The organism is Frigoribacterium sp. AC394 (assembly GCF_979258095.1).
In genome coordinates this window covers 22,265-41,833 of record NZ_OZ409834.1, presented here as the reverse complement: position 1 = coordinate 41,833, position 19,569 = coordinate 22,265, and the positions used below count along the sequence as shown (strand labels likewise).

General features: G+C 63.1%; 17 protein-coding genes and 1 tRNA gene. 5 read left to right on the top strand and 13 right to left on the bottom strand.

The features are described from left to right. Positions 1-178 precede the first annotated feature (178 nt). Positions 179-532, top strand: coding sequence for a hypothetical protein (locus ACZZY9_RS00180; protein ID WP_463462529.1), 354 nt, complete (start codon positions 179-181; stop codon positions 530-532). 145 nt (positions 533-677) lie between these two features. Here the strand turns inward: ACZZY9_RS00180 and ACZZY9_RS00175 are convergent, their stop codons facing one another. After that, positions 678-890 (bottom strand): hypothetical protein, encoded by a 213-nt coding sequence (locus ACZZY9_RS00175; protein WP_463462528.1) that lies wholly within the window; start codon positions 888-890, stop codon positions 678-680. A gap of 656 nt (positions 891-1,546) precedes the next feature. Here ACZZY9_RS00175 and ACZZY9_RS00170 point away from each other — a divergent pair. Next, positions 1,547-2,245, top strand: a complete 699-nt coding sequence (locus ACZZY9_RS00170; protein WP_463462527.1) for a hypothetical protein — start codon at positions 1,547-1,549, stop codon at positions 2,243-2,245. Here the strand turns inward: ACZZY9_RS00170 and ACZZY9_RS00165 are convergent. From ACZZY9_RS00165 to ACZZY9_RS00135, 7 genes are all read right to left on the bottom strand, one after another. After that, entirely contained in the window at positions 2,220-2,840 is a 621-nt protein-coding gene (locus tag ACZZY9_RS00165; protein ID WP_463462526.1) for a helix-turn-helix domain-containing protein, read from the bottom strand. The genes ACZZY9_RS00170 and ACZZY9_RS00165 overlap by 26 nt on opposite strands. Before the next feature lie 169 nt (positions 2,841-3,009). Then, positions 3,010-3,318: a DUF559 domain-containing protein gene (locus ACZZY9_RS00160; RefSeq protein ID WP_463462525.1), complete on the bottom strand. Its 309-nt coding sequence runs from the start codon at positions 3,316-3,318 to the stop codon at positions 3,010-3,012. 105 nt (positions 3,319-3,423) lie between these two features. Then, positions 3,424-4,398, bottom strand: a complete 975-nt coding sequence (locus tag ACZZY9_RS00155) for a PD-(D/E)XK motif protein (RefSeq protein WP_463462524.1) — start codon at positions 4,396-4,398, stop codon at positions 3,424-3,426. 67 nt (positions 4,399-4,465) lie between these two features. After that, complete coding sequence (locus ACZZY9_RS00150) at positions 4,466-7,078, bottom strand: Z1 domain-containing protein (RefSeq protein ID WP_463462523.1); 2,613 nt, start codon at positions 7,076-7,078, stop codon at positions 4,466-4,468. Positions 7,079-7,298: 220 nt separating this feature from the next. Beyond that, positions 7,299-9,191, bottom strand: coding sequence for a GmrSD restriction endonuclease domain-containing protein (locus ACZZY9_RS00145; RefSeq protein ID WP_463462522.1), 1,893 nt, complete (start codon positions 9,189-9,191; stop codon positions 7,299-7,301). A gap of 35 nt (positions 9,192-9,226) precedes the next feature. After that, positions 9,227-10,633, bottom strand: coding sequence for a DNA (cytosine-5-)-methyltransferase (gene dcm / locus ACZZY9_RS00140; RefSeq protein ID WP_463462521.1), 1,407 nt, complete (start codon positions 10,631-10,633; stop codon positions 9,227-9,229). A 433-nt stretch (positions 10,634-11,066) separates the two neighbouring features. After that, positions 11,067-11,143: transfer RNA gene (locus ACZZY9_RS00135), tRNA-Pro, on the bottom strand. A gap of 262 nt (positions 11,144-11,405) precedes the next feature. On the opposite strand from ACZZY9_RS00135, the gene ACZZY9_RS00130 reads away from it, so the two are divergent. The 3 genes from ACZZY9_RS00130 (at position 11,406) to ACZZY9_RS00120 (ending at position 14,358) form a co-directional block, all read left to right on the top strand. Continuing rightward, positions 11,406-12,332, top strand: coding sequence for an ABC transporter ATP-binding protein (locus ACZZY9_RS00130; protein ID WP_463462520.1), 927 nt, complete (start codon positions 11,406-11,408; stop codon positions 12,330-12,332). A 71-nt stretch (positions 12,333-12,403) separates the two neighbouring features. Next, positions 12,404-13,483: an aliphatic sulfonate ABC transporter substrate-binding protein gene (locus ACZZY9_RS00125; protein WP_463462519.1), complete on the top strand. Its 1,080-nt coding sequence runs from the start codon at positions 12,404-12,406 to the stop codon at positions 13,481-13,483. After that, the gene (locus tag ACZZY9_RS00120) at positions 13,480-14,358 is read left to right on the top strand and encodes an ABC transporter permease (RefSeq protein WP_463462518.1); all 879 of its coding nucleotides are present in this window, start codon (positions 13,480-13,482) and stop codon (positions 14,356-14,358) included. The genes ACZZY9_RS00125 and ACZZY9_RS00120 overlap by 4 nt, the downstream gene beginning before the upstream one ends. Before the next feature lie 126 nt (positions 14,359-14,484). On the opposite strand, the gene ACZZY9_RS00115 is transcribed toward ACZZY9_RS00120, so the two are convergent. The 5 genes from ACZZY9_RS00115 to der all read right to left on the bottom strand — a co-directional run bounded on the left by ACZZY9_RS00115 (position 14,485) and on the right by der (position 19,553). Beyond that, positions 14,485-15,048, bottom strand: coding sequence for a hypothetical protein (locus tag ACZZY9_RS00115; RefSeq protein WP_463462517.1), 564 nt, complete (start codon positions 15,046-15,048; stop codon positions 14,485-14,487). A gap of 95 nt (positions 15,049-15,143) precedes the next feature. Then, on the bottom strand, positions 15,144-15,668 hold the full coding sequence (locus ACZZY9_RS00110; protein ID WP_463462516.1) for a hypothetical protein: 525 nt from the start codon (positions 15,666-15,668) through the stop codon (positions 15,144-15,146). Between the two features lie 2 nt (positions 15,669-15,670). Beyond that, entirely contained in the window at positions 15,671-17,446 is a 1,776-nt protein-coding gene (locus ACZZY9_RS00105; protein ID WP_463462515.1) for a hypothetical protein, read from the bottom strand. Then, positions 17,443-17,808: a hypothetical protein gene (locus ACZZY9_RS00100; protein WP_463462514.1), complete on the bottom strand. Its 366-nt coding sequence runs from the start codon at positions 17,806-17,808 to the stop codon at positions 17,443-17,445. The genes ACZZY9_RS00105 and ACZZY9_RS00100 overlap by 4 nt, the downstream gene beginning before the upstream one ends. A 296-nt stretch (positions 17,809-18,104) precedes the next feature. After that, the gene (der, locus tag ACZZY9_RS00095; RefSeq protein WP_371740743.1) at positions 18,105-19,553 is read right to left on the bottom strand and encodes a ribosome biogenesis GTPase Der; all 1,449 of its coding nucleotides are present in this window, start codon (positions 19,551-19,553) and stop codon (positions 18,105-18,107) included. Positions 19,554-19,569 lie beyond the last annotated feature (16 nt).

Here is a 19,569-nt window from a genome sequence, read left to right as displayed (position 1 = left end):
CGCTGGTGGTCGGCGGTCGAAAGTGGCTTCGGGTCGGCTGGGCACCGGGTTCTTGGCGTTGTCACCGAGGGCGTTGGTGCGTCTGCGGCCGCTGCCGGCTGACTCGACGGGCGTCGAGGGCGCCTCCCGCTAGGACGGAGTGCCGCACGCGCCGTTGCCCGGAGCGCAGCGCCTGTCGGTGACGAACGGTTCGCCGTTCGCGTCGGGTGCGCTGGCGACGGCGTTGGAGCAGGTGGAGTCGGTCGGCGTCGACGTCATCGCGTCGCGGATCGCCGATACGGCGGGTGCGCTGATCGCGCGGCTGGGTGCCGCCGGTGTGCCGGTGCTGTCGCCGACGGCGCGTGAGCAGCGTGCCGGCATCGTCGTGGCGGGCATCCCTGCCGGCTCAACCGCGTCCGTCGGCACCCGGCTCGAGTCCGCCGGAGTGACCGCCACACTGCACGGAGACGACCGCGTGCGCCTCAGCGTGCACGCGACGACCACGCCGGCGGCGCTCGAGGCGGTCGTCTCGGTCTTGGCAACCCCGGCGTAGCCTCGCGGCGCCAAGGGGCGGGCAGAACACGCTTCAGGGGACAAAGCACGCTGGGATCCGACGACACGCGTCCCGAATCGGCCGAACTGCGTAGCGCCAACGTCATTCTCGCGACGTCGAAGCAGTAAGGAGGCCGCCCTTCTGGTCAGGCGACGACAGGAACGGGAGGTGCGGTCATCGCCGTGGCATCAAGGCCATTCATTCGTGCCTGCAGGATGGCTTGGCCGATGTTTCCGAGGAAGAGCATGGGCGCGTAGTTACCACCTGTGCCGAGGCCCGTGACGGCGTTGATGCCCTTAGCGAGCGACCAGAAGTACCAGAAAGCGCCGAACGGGCACAGCAGCCACCAGGTGGTCATCGCAGCAGAACCGGCGCGGTTGACTTCACCTCGGGTCTTCGCGCACCACACGATCGATCAGATGCCGAAGGTGATGAGAGGCAAGAGCAAGACAGCCGCCGCGGATCGTCGCGTCACCTGAGTGCCAGCAGGGAACAAGCGAGCCGGAACCAACAAATGGCCGCTCTCCGGAAACTGCAAGCGCATGTAGCCAACAGGTGGGAGATGGATGATGCCGTCTCCCACCACTGCCAGCTGGTCCCGTCCTTCGAGCCGGCGATCTGAAGTTAAATCCCCCCTACCATCGAGAATCAGGTCATTTGCCAATCCAGGCCAAGCGAGGCCAAGCCAGCATTCTCCCGACAATCTCCTCGTCAACACCCGGGTCGTGAATCCTCTCCTCTTCGGTGCCGCGGACCACGGCAATCACAGAGGCATCACATGACTGACGAGAAGTGTTCGTACGAGTCCAGAACGACCCCTCCGATACGAGGCCTGGACGCGCGTACGCGAGCGAAGTGGGAAGCCGATAGCTGGTAACTCACCACCAGACACCGACTCACACGATCTTGATGCTCACGTAAGCGGTTGCAGTGTCATACCGTCAGGACGGGCGAAAAAATGCGATCTGCGGGAAGTTGGCGCTCCCGCTTGTCGCCTGCATCTACAGTGAGGACATGCCTAAGAGCATTGTGCCGGTCGCCTCCTGGCCCACGTGGATGAAAGAGCAGCACCTTACCTTCATGGCGCAACTGGTCGACAGGCCTGCGAACTCAGCGTGGATTGGTGTCGCGAGTGTGGACAACATTCTCGGCCGGAACGGAAAGCGGACGCGGCGGCGCGACGGTCAGGTCGTACCTTTTGACAACGAACCCGAAGACGAAGTCTTCGTCTGGAAACCTGACAAGGTCGCATGGTCCCCTGAACTATGGATAGCGCCTGATCGTCGTGACTATCGATCCGTGTACGCACGCTTCATAAAATTTTACTGGCCAGATAGCAACATTGACGAGGTACCCAACCACGTCGACCACGTGTTTCCGAAAGACCCGGCGGGGCTCGGCGGACTATCACACGTTCGGCTGCTCGCCGTACCGACGCGATCGAACGTCAGCGCTGGAGCGCTCGAGAAGCAGATGAAAGCTAGGAATGTCGCTCGTGGCGCCAGAATAAAAGAAATACGGATGGCAACGCTGTACTCGCTAGGGAAGGCAACAGGATACGTCGGCTACGCGGGTTTGAAAACGCCTGGAGGACGACGTCGCATCGCAGCGGGGTTGATGCAGTCGTTACGCCAGGCAGGAGCCTCGAAAGAGATCACCAAATCAGTTCTCGATGAGGAGCTGCTGATCATGAGCCTCTCCGAACTTCGCTGAGTGTGGACGTGACGCCGGTACCCGCGCAGACATCGATCGCGCCCGAGACCCCGGATCGTTCAACCACGGATACTTCTCGACCATCGCGGCGAGCACGGGCGCGTACTGCTCGTTGAGACGGCCCCGGGTGGCGCGATCGGCGTCGTCCGGCAGCTCGTCGAGGGCGATGTCGGCGGCGATGCGCGGGGTGTCGACGAGCATCTGTCGCAGGTCGCGCATCGCGTCGGCGTCGAAGACGCGAGATGAGGAGGAGCGACTGATCCGCAGCACTCAGGTCGCGCCCCGCTTCGGCGAACCCCTCGGGCAAGGAGGCGCTGGTCCCGTGCTGCAGGATGGCCGCCAGTTCGCGCCGAATCCGTTGCAACCGTTCGATCGTGGCGGCGAGTTCGGCGTCGATGGTGCGCAGGGCACCCTGAGGGTCGTCGTTGGTCGAGACGATCGCTTCGATCTGGGCCAACGGAACGCCCAGCTCGGTCAGCCGGGCGATCTGCAGGAGGCGCACCAGGTGTCGCACCTCGTACTGCTTGTAACCGTTACCGAGCCGTTTGGGCTCGTCGAGCAACCCCAGCGGGTGGTAATAACGCACCGACTTCACAGTCGTACCCGCTACTGGGCAGCTCGCGGATGCTCCAGGCGACGGGTGGGCTCCTCTCGATCGCGCCGGCTGATGTGCCGGCGTGTACCCAGTAGAGACCGTGACCTCGGGGCAGGGTCAAGGGGTGCACGCACATCGACGACGAGTTGCCGCCATCGGGTTGCAGCAGCTACTCGGTCCGCGGTCTCCAAGTCGCTATGGTCTCCACGGTTGTGTCGACTTCCTCGTGTTCCCAGAACCGCAGCACCGTCCATCCGAGCGCTTTGAGCCTGGTGGTCGTCTCGAGGTCGCATTCCGCATTGCGCTGGAGCTTGGGCACCCAGTAGTCGGAATTGCGCTTCGGTCGCGTGGCGTGCACCGGACACCCCTGCCCGAAGCAGCCGTCGATGAAGACGGCAATCTTCTGTCTCGTGAAGACGATGTCCGCGCGGGTGCGCAAATCGAGGCTTGGCCTGACGTCCACCTGGTATCGGGACATAGAAAGTACGGGCACCCGCGTGGAGTTGCAGGGCCACTTCGTCAAAGGAGCAATACGTACCGCCACCCAAAAAGCCCCACGCTTTACCGCATGAGGGATCGCGAGTCAGTTATTGAGTATGAGATAGGCAACCTGATTCGCACCCTCCACAGGGTTGTCTACACTGACCGCTCCATGAAATGAAAGATTTACTCGAAAACGCACAGAACCATCGACGACATGTCTGTGTTTCTCAACATCTTCACTTCTCAGGACACCTATGTCCGAACTATCCATGTCATACGCACGAAAAAACATTGTCTGATATGGGATATTGTATCCCGACTCTGACGATTGGGTGTTGTGATCGTATCCATTCCAGGAAACGGCACCATACTCCGCAATTCGCGCAATGAATTGATCAATAACGAGTGACGACACTCCAACGCTTGCCATGCGAGTCTTAATTCGCTCTACAAGACTCGGCACCGTGAAAGCGTTGTCCGTATCGATGCCGGCATGCTGCAACCCGATACTTACAAGTAAGAAGCGGGCTTCATCGCCCCCTTGTTCGCGCTCAACTTGGTGCACTCCTTCGACATGATGTGATGACGTAAAGCCAGTGGTTGTCTTCACTTCAATGCCGGTGTCATCAAGCACGAAATCTCGTGCCGATCGTCTCCAACCATGCCAACCACTAACGATGTCCAAGACGCGAGCATCGGCTGCCTGGCGACACAATACTTCGAGAAGAAGAAGTTCACCTGCGAGGCCCAGTAGGGCCTCATTAGACAACGTAAGTTTCTCCATGGCTAGTCGAATAATTGGCTCAGTTAGGGTGAAAGCTCGACCGAGGTCACTATCCGCACCATTCCTCAGTAGTTCAACACAGACGAATGCAGCCACCTGATCGAAGTGTGAAAGAGCCGGCAAAACGAGTCGGGTGGCCTCAAAAGAGGAACCGTCATCCCTGTAAACCGTCCGATATTCCGACGCTTCCTTAACAGAACTGGAAAGGGGCCTTACTTCGATACCTCTAAGAAACATCTCGACTTTGCCATCGACGTCCCGTGCGACTCCTATGACGGCGGCGGAGGTCATCCATTCGACCGTTCGAGATCCCACTTGCCGCGACACCGGAAGGCGCTCTATGCGCTGCCGGACATCCTCATAACTCGTCATTAGACATTTCCGAGGTGTCGATCAGCGAACCTGCTCGCGTGGCGGCGAACTGCTCGGGTCCGCCAGCTGGTATGCAAACGCCGACGGCGACTGCCGGATGAGGTTGGTCTAGCCGCTTGTTGAAGTAAAACAGAATTTGGCCATGCGACCCCTGCGGTCGCCACGAGCTTGTTCCCGCTGTCGCCGGAAGAGACTCGTGGCGATGGTAGTAGTCGAAGAACTCGTCGCCGCGGTAGTCCAACATACCCGCGCTTGGGTCGTTCGTACCCCAAGTCGTGCTGAGGTCGCCTTTGGCATTGAGGCCCTTTCGAGTGGCCCGAATTGCAAACCCGAGACCAGGTAACGCATCGCCTGTCACACTCTCGCCATCACCGTAACGGATGCCAACGGAAAACCGCGGCTGGTGAAGTTGCTTGGCCGCCAGGTTAGCCATGGACCATCGCCCGGAGGGCACCCCCGCGACGAAGAGACCACGAACAGGGCGCGTAAGGCACGCCTCCCACAAGCGAAGATAAGCAGCAATGGAATATGGGTCCTCAAACCGCGCCTCGGAAGTCGGCCCACTCGGGCGCTCTGGGGCATTGTAAAAATTCATGCCGGCAGGGAGCTTTACCACACCGTCCACACGCACTTGAATCTCCTGCCACAACTCCGCCAACCGACTTTCCTGGCCAGGGGCGTAAGAGTCAAACGATAAGCTCTGAAGTAGGTCTGCCGCCTCGGAGAGGGAAAGCGTCCGGTCCAAAGCGCGTCCGCGCGTCACGCTCCCAACGTTAACGTCAGAAGATGCTGCGGCGAAGAGATTAGCGACCAGTTGCGCATTTGGGTCGACGCGCTGTCCATCGTTGATCAATCTAACGAAAGGCCTCGAACCTGGACAAAGCGGCAAACGGCCGATATTGGCAATCTTTGCTGTGGCAAGAAATCCCATGCCATGCAAAACCACCGGGGAAGGCGCAGCACCCTCAGCCATCTTTGCCGCAACCCCTTCACGCAATGCCTCATCTACGTGATGGTACGAGCGAAATAATTCAATCTGTTGCTTTCCGGCAAACATGCGACATAGAGCAATATATTCGCCTCTGTAGCCAAACCAGCGTTGCATCTGCATTTGCGTGTCAGCAACGGGGCTTGCGGAGTTGCGGCGGAACAAAGCCGTAGTCATGCCCTCGAGGGTAAGCCCTCGGGCCATCACGTTGCCGGACACGAATATTGTCGAGAGGTCGCGCGCAGCGTGCCATTTCCCGGTCGATTGGTTGAGAATCGGCTTGTACTCGGGTCGATCGTCGGCACTCGGGTCGCTGTTCACAACGGATACGCGCGTGCCCGGGATAATTTCCGCTTCCAATATGCCACGCACTGTCGACCAATCAGGAATCGACCGTGGATTCATGACATTAAATTCTAAGGAAATAGCCGCTGACGACGATGTGTAACGATCGATCCATGCCTCCCACAAGGACTCCTCAGCGTACATCTTCGCAACCAGTTGACTCGGGAGGCGTGCATCGCCCGATTCGATCATGTCCCGTGCCACGGCGCGGTCTAGAACGCCAGCCCATAGAAGAACGTCTTCGGCCGCCGCGAAGTGAGCACCGATGTCAGCTGCCGGGTGCAACAGCATTGAGTGAGCGGGCGGCGAAATGACTTCTAAGTCTTTTCGAGAGGAGAAATCCAAGGATCTTACCGAATGCGGCCCGATTACACCTGACGTGGACGTCGAAGCCCAATGCAATCTTATAGCCCCAGCGATGAGGAAAGCCCGGATAGAATCAGCGAGATCCCCGTCGGCCGCCTCCGACGTTTCGACGCAAAGCCCAGCACCCGCTCCACGCTCGTAATAGACCTCACCCCCAGTGTAAAAGTTCGTAAGGCCAGTCGGTTCTGCATACGTGGACGAGCGAAGGGCATCTAGATTGTCGTGATCGACTTGTTGGCCCACATCCAGAGGTGTCCTGAGTGAGATGACAAAATCTCGCGGAGCCAAAGGATTGTGGTCTTCTTGCAGCAAATTAGCCTGAGGAGTAGCTGTGTACCCAATGTATGATGCGAAAAGGTTATTCGGTGCACTGCTGGATCGCGGCTCCCACAGGTCGGCAATCGCACGAGGAATCTGCTTGAGGGTAGGCGTCAGCGGGTCTTGAGCCTGTTCCACGACCGCATCAAGCACGGATCCATCATCGGCCTCATCGTCAAGAACGAGCATGTGCACGGGACGACCGAGCTGCTCAACTTCCCCGAAGACGCTCTGCCTTAGTTCACGGCCAAGGGCATACAAGTGATCCGTCTGCTTCATCGCGACAATCACTAACGGTAAACCACGGGTCAATTTGCGCCTGACTTGCGCAGAAGGCAATTTGTACATCTTGTCAAGCGAGCCAGAATTGCCGGACGTTACAGAATCGGGGCTCGGAGACAACATTCGACGCCGCGATTTTTCTACGCCCTCCTCGCCCGCGTCTAACTGCTCAACTAAACGCTCGTAGGTTTGACGCCAAAGGGATAGACGTGTACCCGCAAGTATGACAACTATGTCAATACCCTGATCGAGCGCGAGCGCAGTTACCCCGAACATTGAGGCTGTTTTACCCGATTGCACTGACCCTAAAACAAGCCCGGTGCGTGCTCTGTCTTTGGGCCACGTATCCGTACCCGGATGACCGCCACCCAATAAGCCCCGGTCGACAATGTACGTACAATCAGCCTCAAGTACGCCACGTGCGGTCGACGTCATCTGATGCAGCGCGGCAGAATAGCGGTCCCACCACGTGCTTTCCGATTTGGACGGCCCGTCGAAGTGCACTTGTTCCATGGTTCAGTCACACGCCCTTCGGCAAAATACGACTTGCCAGGAGAGACTCGACGCCGGAAGAACCATAATTGGAACGAATTTGCTCCGAGGCCAGAGAAATATCTATTCCAAGCTCCTCAACGACACCCGCGGCGATACGGGCAATGAAGTCCCATTGCGTACGGGTTTGAGTCTTGGAAGGACGCGTCCACCGGCTAAGCGCAGCCTCCCGAATCCCTTCGGCATGCGCCTCGAGTTGGTCTTCTACAGTCAATGGCGCATACGCCGTGGCAATAGCAACTCCGAGTAGTGTCCCGACCAATTGAAGATCTTGCCATCGGCCGCTCTTCCCATCCCCCCGGAATCTCTCTGGCCAAAGCTCATCGTAAGCTGCGTGCAGACTGGCCGCTTTTGAAACAAGAATGAACAGGTCAGCGAGAATTGCTGTCTTGCGCAGCGGATGTGAAGGATCATCCTGTACCCGCTTTAACAGGTCATCAGTGTGTCGTGCAGTTGAGGGAAGCAGCTTGCTCCCCGAATCGTTTACAAGCGCCGCTATGATCCATCCAAGCACCTTGGTGCGGCGATAGCGGGCTTCGCCGAATCCGTAGTCAGCAAGAGTCTTTCCAAGTTCCCCAATACCAGATACTTGCACGAGCGAAGGCGCGATGTCTGCGACTTGCGCGCTAGCACTTGCGTCACCTGCGGCCACGAGGATGGCGCGAGTCAGTTCTACATCATGAAAGACCGCATTACGTATCTCCTCAGCATTTAAGTGCATGCCTTGCTTGTTATACAGATTGAAAACTTCATGAATCTGACGCTGGCTAGCCTTTGTATATTCAATGACAGGTACTTTATAGTCTGGAGCGCCTTCAAATAATTCCTCGACCGTCACTTCTTGGTCGGCTACTTGAATCGTATGGCCCTTAATTTGCGTGTAATACTTGCCACGCAATCGCTCTAAGTCTTTCCCGACCAGCACTCCGCTTTTGTCGTCGCGAAGACGAAAAGGAAAATAGTAATCATCTTCCAACTTGGTGGTGAGCGGCTCACCCATATACGCTTTCCATGCCGTGCGGAATTTTGGATAATCATTTTGAAATTTATCGAGAAATCCAGCCTCTGGATTTGATTTGTCAGCCTCAGCTACTCTCGCTACGGCTGCGGGATGTTTGCCTACGAAGCGTAAAATAGCCGTCAGTCGCTGCTTACCATCGACAACATCGTCGGGTTCCGCACCAGCCTTACGGAGCAATATGATGGAAGGCAATGGAATGCCACGAAGAATCGACTCAATGAGCTTCTGCCGATCCCCAGTTCGCCACACGTCTCCCCGCTGATATGACGGCGTCAGGTTCAGTTTTTTCTTGGTCAATTGAAAAATATGCCAGACGTCAGCTTTCGCAGTTACAGGTTCAGCCGGCGTGACATCTTCGTCATCACCTTCAGTTTCCCAACGACTCACCCACGTCGCAGTTCCGGACGCGTAAGTACCGCCCACGGCAGTAAGTTCCGCTAGAAACTCATCTTTAAGCCGGGTGGCCACTTCAGCTCGCGCGGCGAGGCGCTCCATGGCATCGCCAGTCAGCCTCGCAACTCCATTCTCCTCTTCAACGCCTCCTGTGACTGGAGCAAAACTGAGACTTCTAGCGATACTAAAAATAAATGCTTCGCGGTCGTTGTCCGAGAGATCATCATCGAAGTGCAGCCAGCCCTGGACATCGACTAGCCTTGAAATCCAAGCGTCGGACTCGAAGTCGACGTCGGCGGGCGTAAAGCTAGCGCACGCTTGAACCCCCTCGGGACAATCACTTACGTCCGATAGTTCGGAGAGAGCTTCAGCAACTCGATCCTGCGCTTGGCCGCGCAAACTTTCGTCGGGCCCATCCTCGAGAGTCTCAGGAGATTCGTGAGTCATTTTGGGTTCCTCCCAGATGCTGTCGTAAGTTGCCTCTATGCAGCATTGCACGTCATCCCGACATCCGACGACACAATCTTCACCCGGCTCTCGCCTGCAACGAGATCCTTGACGAGAGTCTCTGCAATCTTTCGGACGACCATCGCGTTCACGGCGTTGCCCAAAGCCTTGTACGCCTCAGAGTCATTAGCGGGAAGAGTAATTCCTCCAAGGCTTTGCAGCCTTGCGCATTCGCCAGGTGTCATGTAGCGCCGTGCACCCGTACCTGAAATATTAGATCCTAAGATTGGAACCTGTGTCTGCGTCATAGCAATCAACGCAGGCGCCGTTGTTGGCCGCTTCACTCGGATTCCTGATGCTCGAACTTGCATCACATAGTCATCTATATCTCTGACGCCACCTTGAGCATTCCATTCGAACTTCTGGAAGCTAGAAGGGTATGTCCACGGCTTCCACTTAGCCAGCCACGGATCGATCCAGGCATCGTTGTCACGATAGAAATCTCGGTTCTGCCGAATGAAGGCGCGCTTCCACTGAGGGAATACAAGACTGCCTTCACGTCGCGAGTGGCTTGGAATGATTTCTTTTTGCTCAGCGATATCAAGTCCTCGAAGCGGCCAACCGAACGAACCACTAAAGTTATAGAGTTCGTCTGAAGATCCCTCCGACCAAGCTCGAGGTGGCGTCATCTCCTCAAAGGGATAATTCGCCCGGAATTCCATTGACCAAATTGGAAAAGATGGAAGTTTTACGTTCTTCGGTGCACGTTGCAGAAAGTCACTCCACATGTTGATCGCCATCTGAGTCCGAGGAGGTACCTCACGGACAGGACGAGCATCCGGATCTAGTGCAGTAGAAATGGTCGTTATCTCTTGGCCCTCAACTGGCCACTTGAATCCACTCAGTCCTCCCTCTGATGAAAGGGAGCCAACAAAATACGCCCGTTCGCGAACCTGCGGAATACCGAACTGATGCGGCGACAATTTTTTAACATCGACCTCGTAGCCAAGATCGACAAGCATCCTAAGGATGGTCGCTAATGTCGAACCACCATCATGTTTTAAAATATTTGCGACATTTTCCAAGACGAATCGACTAGGACGCTTCACGCGCAAAATATCATGTACTTTGAAAAATAGATGACCTTGGAGCGTGTCCTCAAATCCTTGCTGAGCACCTGACTTAGAGAACGGCTGACACGGAAAGCCGGCTGTGAGAACTTCATGGTGTGGGACTTGTTCGGCAATCACCTCATCCGTGTCAAGTTGGTTTACGTCCGACCATGGGGCGACACCAAAATTCGTTTTATAGAGAGCGTTGAGGCCTGACTCCCACTCCGCCGCGAATACGCCCTGGCCACCGAGTTCCGCGAGCGCGACGTGAAAACCTCCGAGCCCAGCAAACAAGTCAACAAACCTGAACGAGGGAGGTTGGCCTACCATTTTGCGCGTTCTCCTTGAAATCCGAGATATCGTTCAATTTTGCTTCTGCCCCTGAGGTGAGGCACGAAGCAGAATACGGCGGTTCACCGCAGATTCCACGGGCCGTTACCTCAACAGTAGGAGCAGCGTCCGACATAGCTGGTGTCCCGCGCCGGCGAGGCCGCCCCGATGAAGTCAGGCAGTGGACTGTCCCCAGCTCTAGTTGGCGCTCGTATCAGAACGTGCCAGCGGTCCTCTACTGCTACGGGGCACACTTCGCAACTTCGCCAGCTAACCCACAGGCGCGGGAGCCCCGGTTATTTGGACATCGGAGGCACCACAGAAGTGCAGCGTCCGCGCGATCAGTACCCACCATCCCCTGACAGCGGGAGCAGAAATGCGAGTGGCTGTGCCTCGATTGTCACACGGCCTTAGCAAGCATTACTCGCATCATTGGTCGGGCTGACAGGATTTGAACCTGCGACCCCTTGACCCCCAGTCAAGTGCGCTACCAAGCTGCGCCACAGCCCGAGAAAACTGTTGCTGAGCAACCGATTTCTTGGTGTTGCCCCGACCGAGGCAACCTGACCAGCATAGCGGATCGTCGAGGCGGTTCGCGCCACGCGAGACGCGAACGAGTCGCAGCCCCTCGAGCGAGCCCGACACACGCTCCTCGGCACGACGCCATCTACTACAACCCGGCCCACGTCAACACACCGCCACCACCCACCCCACGTTGCGCCGCGTTACGCCAACCAAGCGCCGACTCCCGCACCGCACCTACCGTCAGGTCATGCCCACCACCGCGACCACCGCCTCCCGCGCCCTGCCGATCTCGGTCCGCGGTGTCGGGCGACGGTTCGCGCGCGACGTGCTGCGCGGGGTCGATCTCGAGGTCGCGGCCGGCGAGATCGTCGCCGTGCTCGGGCCGAGCGGCTGCGGCAAGTCGACGCTGCTGCGCCAGATCGGCGGACTCGACGTGCCCGACAGCGGCAGCGTCGTCATCGGCGACTCCCCCAGCCGGCCCGGTGACCAGCGGTGCGCGATCGCGTTCCAGGAGCCGCGCCTCCTGCCCTGGCGCACCCTCCGCGACAACGTCGCCCTCGGCCTCCCCCAGCGCAAGACCGACGGCAGCAAGCCCACCAAAGACGAGAACCGCGCCCGCATCACCGAGCTGCTCGACCTCGTCCAGCTCGGCAGCGTCGGAGGGCACCGCCCCCGCCAGGTCTCCGGAGGCATGGCCCAGCGCACCTCCCTCGCCCGCGCCCTGGCCCGCGAACCGACCATCCTGCTGCTCGACGAGCCGTTCGGAGCCCTCGACGCCCTCACCCGCCTCCGCATGCAGGACCTCCTGCTCGATGTGCACGACGCGCTGCCGACCACCGTCGTGCTCGTCACCCACGACGTCGACGAGGCCCTCTACCTCGCCGACCGCATCGTCCTCCTCGACGACCTCGCCGCGGCCGACGCCACCCCCGACCGGCCCCGAGGAGGCGCGGCGCCAGCCCCCGACACCGCCCACCCCACCAGCCGAGGAGGCGCGGTGCCAGCTCCCGAGGGAGCCCGCCCCACCAGCATCCGCCGCATAGTCGACGTCCCCGGAGCCGGCCTCGGCCGCCGCGATCGCGACGACCCCGCCCTCGCCACCCTCCGCCACGACCTGCTCGCCGAGCTCGGCGTAGTCCGCACCCCCCGCGCCGCCCCCGCCACCCCGCACTAGCTACTACGCATGCACGCGTAACCGCCACTCCCCACGAACTGCACCGCCCCCGACAGCACGGAGACGAAACGATGACGACCCGCACCTCCTTCACCCGCCGCACCCGCACCTCCTGGGCAGGCGCCCTCGCCCTCACCGCCGCGACCGCGCTCGCCCTCACCGGCTGCGTCGCCGGCGAAGACGCCCAGGGCGACGCGGCCGGCGCGGGCACCGACTCCGATGCCGCCGCAGGCAGCAGCACCAGCGGCGAGTGGTCCACCGACACCCTGAACATCGACTTCGCGACCTACAACCCCCTCAGCCTGATCGTCAAAGACCAGGGCTTCATCGAGGAGGCGCTGGGCGACGACGTCGAGGTCACCTGGACCCAGTCGGCCGGCAGCAACAAGGCCAACGAGCTGCTGCGCGCCGGGGCCGTCGACGTCGCCTCCACCGCCGGTTCCGCCGCTCTGCTCGCCCGCTCGAACGGCTCGCCCATCCACACCATCGACATCTACTCGCAGCCCGAATGGTCGGCCCTCGTCGTCCCCGAAGACAGCGACATCACCGACGTCGACGACCTCGAGGGCAAGACGATCGCGGCCACGACCGGCACCGATCCGTACTTCTTCCTGCTGCAGGCGCTCGACGAGGCCGGACTCAGCGCCGACGACGTCACCATCGAGAACCTCCAGCACGCCGACGGACGTGCCGCCCTCGAGAACGGCAGCGTCGACGCCTGGTCGGGCCTCGACCCGATCATGGCCGCCAGCGAGGCCGAGTCGGACACGAAGCTGATCTACCGCAACGTCGACTTCAACACGTACGGGTTCCTCAACGCGACCGAGTCGTTCATCGACGAGTCGCCCGACGTCGCCCAGGTCGTCGTCGACGCCTACGAGAAGGCCCGCGCCTGGGCGGAGGACAACCCCGACGAGACCGCGAGCATCCTCGCCGACGTCGCCGGCATCGACCCCGCCGTCGCCACGAGCGTGCTCGAGCGCACCCACTTCGACGTCGACCCCGTGCCCGGCGACGACCAGCGCGCCGTCCTCGAGGTCGTCGCGCCGATCCTCGTCGAGACCGGCGACGTCGCGTCGCAAGACACCGTCGACGACGCCCTCGACTCGCTCTTCGAGCCCTCCTTCGCCGAGGAGGCCGACCCGTCGTGACCGATCTCGTCTCCGGCAGCACCCGCGAGGCCGACGCCCGTCAGGCCGTCCGCGACGCGACCGTCCCTTCGACCGCAGGAGTCCCCGAGGAGGCGCGGCGCACCTCCTCGGCCCCCTCCCGTCGCCGACGCCTCCCCCTGGCACTGCTCGGGGTGCTGTTGCCCGTCGCCGTGCTCGCCGCCTGGCTCCTCGCCACCAGCGTCGGAGGCGTGCCGAGCTATCGCGTGCCGTCGCCGCTCGACGTCTGGACGGCCGGCGTGCAGCTCGCCGGCACCGGGCAGCTCGGGCAGTACGTCGCGATCTCGGTGCAGCGGGTGCTGATCGGCTTCGCCGTCGGTTCGCTGATCGGACTCGTGCTCGGCGCCGTCGTCGGGCTGTCACGGGTCGGCGAGGCCGTGCTGGCGCCGTCGATCGCCGCGGTGCGCGCGGTGCCGTCGCTCGCGTGGGTGCCGCTGCTGATCCTGTACCTCGGCATCGGCGAGGACTCGAAAGTGACGCTGATCGCGATCGGCGCGGCGTTCCCGGTCTTCACGACCGTCGCCGGGTCGCTGCGGCACGTCGACCCGCACCTCGTCGAGGCGGGGCGCGCCTACGGGCTGCGTCGGGTGTCGCTGTTCACGCGGGTGCAGCTGCCGGCGGTGATCCCGTCGCTGGTGTCAGGGCTGCGGCTCGCGCTCGCGCAGGCGTGGTTGTTCCTGGTCGCGGCGGAGCTGATCGCCTCGTCGATGGGGCTCGGGTTCCTGCTGACGGAGTCGCAGTCGAACGGTCGCGTCGATCGCATCTACCTGGCGATCCTGCTGCTGGCGCTGCTCGGGACGCTGAGCGACACCGTGCTGAACGTGGTGCAGCGAGTGGCGTTGCGCCGCTGGCGCTAGCCGGCCCCCCTCGCGCCAGCCGACCCGCTCGGCCGCCTCATGAACCGCGTTCGCGAAGATGAACCGCGATCTATCGCAGTTCAACTTCGCGAACGCGGTTCATCGGAGCACGAGCGCCCAGCGCGGTCATCGCCTCGACGACACCGCGGGCCGCACCGGCTTGGGGAACGCGGCCCGCATGTGATCGCTGGTGAGCAGATCGCCGATGCCGATCATCAGCAGCGAGAACACGATCTGCTCGACGACCATCCAGCCGGGGTAGAGCCCGGGGATGGTCGCGACGATCAGGGTCACGATCGGGAAGATGCGGCTGAAGAGCCTGAGTCGTGCGTACGCCCAGTAGTAGCCGAGCTGGGCGCGCCAGGCGAAGACGTAGAGCGAGGCGGTGATGAACAGGACGACGGTCGACCGGAACCACACCGCCCACGGGACGTGCTCGCCCCGGCTGGCGAGGACCGCCGCGATGAAGATCGCGGTCAACCCGACGACCGTCTCGCCGAACAGCAGCCACCGGATGCCCCCGAAGCTGCGGACGGTGCGCGGGTGCTCGCGCATGTCCTCGTGGATGACGTACCCCGCGTGCCGCCCGCCCGCGAACCGGTCGAGCTGCAGCCGCTGCCACACCCGGTCGGCGGCCGCCGACAGCCTGGTCACCGAGGAGGCGCGGTGCCACAGCCCAGCGCCCGTCACCTTCGCACCTCGCCCACGCGTCTCACGAGAGACAATGCTGCCCTACCCGAGCCCTCCTCGCGCTCCGACTGCTCGGGATCGGCGGTGGATCACGCTCAGTAGCTCGGCCCTCTGACCTCGCCGGGCTCGATGTCCGCGCTCGGCGACATGGTGGAGAGGTGCGCCGACCGACGGTCCAGGGCAACGGACAGGAGATACACGGATCCTCCCGGTCCGGTGATCACCAGCTGCGGGGAGCCGTCGGGCATCTGATCGCGTTCGGCAGTCCAACCGTCACGGCCTCCCCAGTCGTCGACCGCCGTCTCGAAGTACGGCTCCGCGTCGACAGGCCCGGTGAAGGCGATGTCCAGATGCCCGGCCCAGTGATGGGTCCCGTCGGCGGAGGTGAGGATGCTGCCCTTCGGGTTCTGCACCACTGACGCGACGAGAGGCTGCGGAATGACCTTCGCCACCTCCAGAGCCGTCTCCTGCGTCTGTTCCTTCGCCTCCGCCAGGGCGACTCCTGCGATCGGCTCCGTCATCTCCAGCCGCTCCTCCTTCTGCTCCTCCTTCTCCGTCGAGCATCCGCAGAGGACGAGAGCTGCAGCGAGAACGACCGACGGCACGAGTGCGGACGTCATCCTCACCGCGTCACCAGCCGCTCGATCCGCTCGAGTGCTTGCAGATTCCGGGCATTGTTCTGCGCGATGAGCGAGTGGTTCTCCACCAAGATCTCCATCTTCCGTTCGAGTGACGTCGTCAGAGCGAGTTCCGCATCATCCGGACCCTTGAGGAGTCCCTCGCTGTCGAACGCCCAGTGGTTGCCGGGGTTCCTGCCGCTCCACACCTGACCCGACCACTGCGCGACCTGCAGGAAGTCGAGGTAGCGGTAGTCCGTGTAGGTCGTCCCCTCGCGGGGCTGCCAGGTGCTCGGCATGCCCGCGCCGGCCAGGGACACCACGTGGTCGTAGTGGGCGCCTGCCACCTCCGACGACGTCACGTTCGCCAGGCCCCAGCTGTGCCCGATGCCCGCCTCGCTGACGAGCGAGGGGTCGTAGGACTGCCGGAGTCCGTTCTGCAGGCCGACGAGACGAGCGGCGGCGGGCTCTGCCAGGACCGGCACGTTCGCCTCGGGGATCGTCTGGGGGAATCGACCGTCCTTCGCGACGAACGTGACCGTCCGTCCGTCACGCGCGGCGAACCAGTCCCCCACCTGCTGGACGCCACGTGGGTCGCGGTAGAACGAGTCCAGCGTCGTCCCCGTGCCCGGCACGTAGGTGATGATCGTCGTGGTCTCGGGGCCGAACTCGCCGATCATCTCGATGATCCGATCGGCGGCCGGGTCGAAGAGATACAGCTGCACGACGGGAGGCTCGGCCACGGCCCCCGCGAGATAGGCCTGCTCGCGCGTCATCGCCGCGATCTCGTCGGCGGTGAACCGGGTGCCAGGTGGTCCCCCGGAGGCCATCATCGCCTCGAGCTCGTCGCGACGACGTCCGGCGTTCACCCGGTTCGCGAGCACCCGCGCCGACGGCGGCAGACCGTCGAGCGACCCGACCACCATGGGCGCCCCCACCACCAGCGCCGCCTGATCACGGGTCAGCCCGTCGTCGTCCGGCGGACCGGTGCGACCGAGCTCGTCCCACCATGCTCGCACCCGCTCGGGGTCGGCCCGAAACGCCTTGTCGACCAGCTCGGGGTGGTCGTCGAGCAGCAGAGCCAGGTCCGTCCGCGACAGCCCGCCCAGCAGCGCCAGCAGCTGCTCGGCCGACGGGGTCGCGACCGCCGCCTCGCCTATCGCCGGCAATCGACCGATCGAGACCGGGTCCGTCAGCTCGTCGATGCATCGACGATCGGCCGCCGCCCGCTCGTGCTCCAACTCGACGACGGCACGCTCGACGGCTCGCAGCTCGCGCTGGTCGTCGTCGATACGACGCTGCAGCGTCGACCTCTCGCCCGCCCGGAAGTCGACCGCCGCGGTGACCCCGGTCGGATCGGCCACCGCCAGCTCGGCTGCCTCGCGCGTGATCGCCTCGACCCGGGCCTCCCCCAGCATCAGCGACGTGTGCGCCTTCGTGCGCCGCGCCTCCAACGCCCGCAGCCGGTCTTGGATCGCCTCGACCGCACGTGCGTAGACCCGCAGGGTCGACGCGTGCTGCTCGAGCCCGGCCGCCAGCGCCGTCAACTCGGCGGCGACGTCGGCGGTCGCCGCCGCGAACTCCCGCCCCGAACGCCCCTGCCACGAACCGGCCGCCCACGACGCCGCCTCTCTCAGCTGGAAGGCGGCCAGCTCGTGGTCGTCGGCCTTCTGCGATCGCGATCGTGCGGCCCGCTCGATCGCCTCCACCGATCCCGACCCCGGACCGGCGCCCGACCCCGCACCCGCACCCGTCCCGCCGAGAACCCCTGTCGCGGTCACCGACGGCCCCCAGCCCCGCTGCCAGCCGCAGCCCCCGCCGCAGCCGCGACCTTCGACGAGGCACCACGAACCGCACCCCCGGCCGCCGACGCCCCCGTCGCGAGTGCCTCGTCGGTCCGCCCCACCTCACGCACGAACGCCGCGGGGAACAGACTCAGGCGCTCGAGCACCCCACCCAGGAACTCGACACGACGACGGAGCTGCCGCGTCGTCTCGTCGAGCGCCTCGGCCACCCGGGCGGCCCCCACCGCGTCGGACGACCCTCGGGTCAGAGCCGTGTCGAACCCGATCTCACCCCGTGCCCCCGACACGGCCGATGCCACTCCCGACAACGCCGACTCGTCGACCTGCAGATCCGCCACTCGCGCCCTCTTCCGCCTCGCCCCACGGCTTCGCATACCGTACGTGATTCACATCACACTAGCAAGGTGAACGAGGGGGTCAGCCCATCGTGCAGGCGTCCCGCCCGGCCGACACCTGTGGAGGGAGGGTCCGCCACGGCCCCGGAGGCGCGGTGCGAGATCGACCCGGCATCCTCCGCATCCGCAGATCGCCGCGCTCTCACCGCCACACAGCCCCACAACGCCAGAAGGTGGACACGACGCCAGGCATAAACCCGGCGTCGTGTCCACCTTCTGGCGTCGAGCGACCAGCCCGACTACGCGCGCTTGCGCTTCTCGCGCACCCGCATGTTCACGGTGATCGGCGTCCCCTCGAAGCCGAAGATCTCGCGCAGGCGGCGCGTGATGAAGCGGCGGTACTGCGGGTCGAGGAACCCGGTCGTGAAGAGCACGAAGGTCGGCGGGCGGTTGGCCGCCTGGGTGCCGAACAGGATGCGCGGCTGCTTGCCCGAGCGCAGCGGGTGCGGGTGCTCGGCGACGAGCTCGGCGAGCAGGGCGTTGAACTTGCCGGTGGGGATGCGGGTGTCCCACGACTCGAGGGCGAGCTCGAGCGCGGGCACGAGCTTCTCGAGGTGGCGACCGGTGCGGGCCGAGATGTTGACGCGCGGTGCCCACGACACGTGATCGAGGTCCTGTTCGATCTCGCGCTCGAGGTAGCGGCGACGGTCGTCGTCCAGGAGGTCCCACTTGTTGAACGCGAGCACGAGCGCACGGCCCGACTCGAGCACCAGGTCGATGATCCGCAGGTCTTGAGTCGAGATCGACTCGGTGACGTCGATGACGACGACGGCCACCTCCGCCTTCTCGAGCGCGGCCGAGGTGCGGAGCGACGCGTAGAAGTCGGCACCCTGTTGGAGGTGCACGCGCTTGCGGATGCCGGCGGTGTCGACGAAGGTCCACACGCGCCCGGCGATCTCGACCTGCTCGTCGACGGGGTCGCGGGTCGTGCCCGCGAGCTCGTTGACGACGACGCGCTCTTCGCCGGCCGCCTTGTTCAGCAGCGAGCTCTTGCCGACGTTCGGGCGACCGAGGATCGCGACGCGGCGGGGCCCGCCGATCTCCTCCTTCGCCACGGTCGACACCGCGGGCAGCTTCGTCATGCAGAGGTCGAGCAGGTCGGCGACGTTGCGACCGTGCACCGCCGAGGCGGGGAACGGCTCGCCGAGACCGAGCGACCAGAGCGATGCGGCCTCGAGGTCCTTGCGGGCGTCGTCGCTCTTGTTGGCGACGAGGATGACGGGCTTGTGCGAGGCGCGCAGCATGCGCACGACGGCCTCGTCGGTGGCGGTCGCGCCGACGTTCACGTCGACGACGAACAGCACGGCGTCGGCCAGGTCGACGGCGATCTCGGCCTGCATGGCGACGGACTTGTCGATGCCGATCGCGTCGGGCTCCCACCCGCCGGTGTCGACGAGGGTGAAGCGACGCCCGCCCCACTCGGCCTTGTACGAGACGCGGTCGCGCGTGACGCCGGGCTTGTCTTCGACGACGGCCTCGCGCCTCCCGAGGATCCGGTTGACCATGGCGCTCTTGCCGACGTTCGGGCGACCGACGATGGCGAGCACCGGCAGGGCCGGCGCGTAGGTGAGGGCGTCAGGGTCCCATTCGCCGCCCTCGAGGACGTTGACGTCCTCTTCGTCGAGGTCGTAGTCGGCCAGGCCGGCGCGCAGTGCGCGAGCGCGCTGGTCGGCGTCTTCGTCGGGCATCGCCTGGATGCGGCCG

Coding starts and splice junctions, on each gene's coding strand:
- ACZZY9_RS00110 (WP_463462516.1), bottom strand. CDS start 15,668: ATGACGTCCGCACTCGTGCCGTCGGTCGTTCTCGCTGCAGCTCTCGTC.
- ACZZY9_RS00155 (WP_463462524.1), bottom strand. CDS start 4,398: ATGACCTCCGCCGCCGTCATAGGAGTCGCACGGGACGTCGATGGCAAA.
- ACZZY9_RS00175 (WP_463462528.1), bottom strand. CDS start 890: ATGACCACCTGGTGGCTGCTGTGCCCGTTCGGCGCTTTCTGGTACTTC.
- ACZZY9_RS00170 (WP_463462527.1), top strand. CDS start 1,547: ATGCCTAAGAGCATTGTGCCGGTCGCCTCCTGGCCCACGTGGATGAAA.
- der (WP_371740743.1), bottom strand. CDS start 19,553: ATGCCCGACGAAGACGCCGACCAGCGCGCTCGCGCACTGCGCGCCGGC.
- ACZZY9_RS00145 (WP_463462522.1), bottom strand. CDS start 9,191: ATGACTCACGAATCTCCTGAGACTCTCGAGGATGGGCCCGACGAAAGT.
- dcm (WP_463462521.1), bottom strand. CDS start 10,633: ATGGTAGGCCAACCTCCCTCGTTCAGGTTTGTTGACTTGTTTGCTGGG.
- ACZZY9_RS00125 (WP_463462519.1), top strand. CDS start 12,404: ATGACGACCCGCACCTCCTTCACCCGCCGCACCCGCACCTCCTGGGCA.
- ACZZY9_RS00160 (WP_463462525.1), bottom strand. CDS start 3,318: ATGTCCCGATACCAGGTGGACGTCAGGCCAAGCCTCGATTTGCGCACC.
- ACZZY9_RS00130 (WP_463462520.1), top strand. CDS start 11,406: ATGCCCACCACCGCGACCACCGCCTCCCGCGCCCTGCCGATCTCGGTC.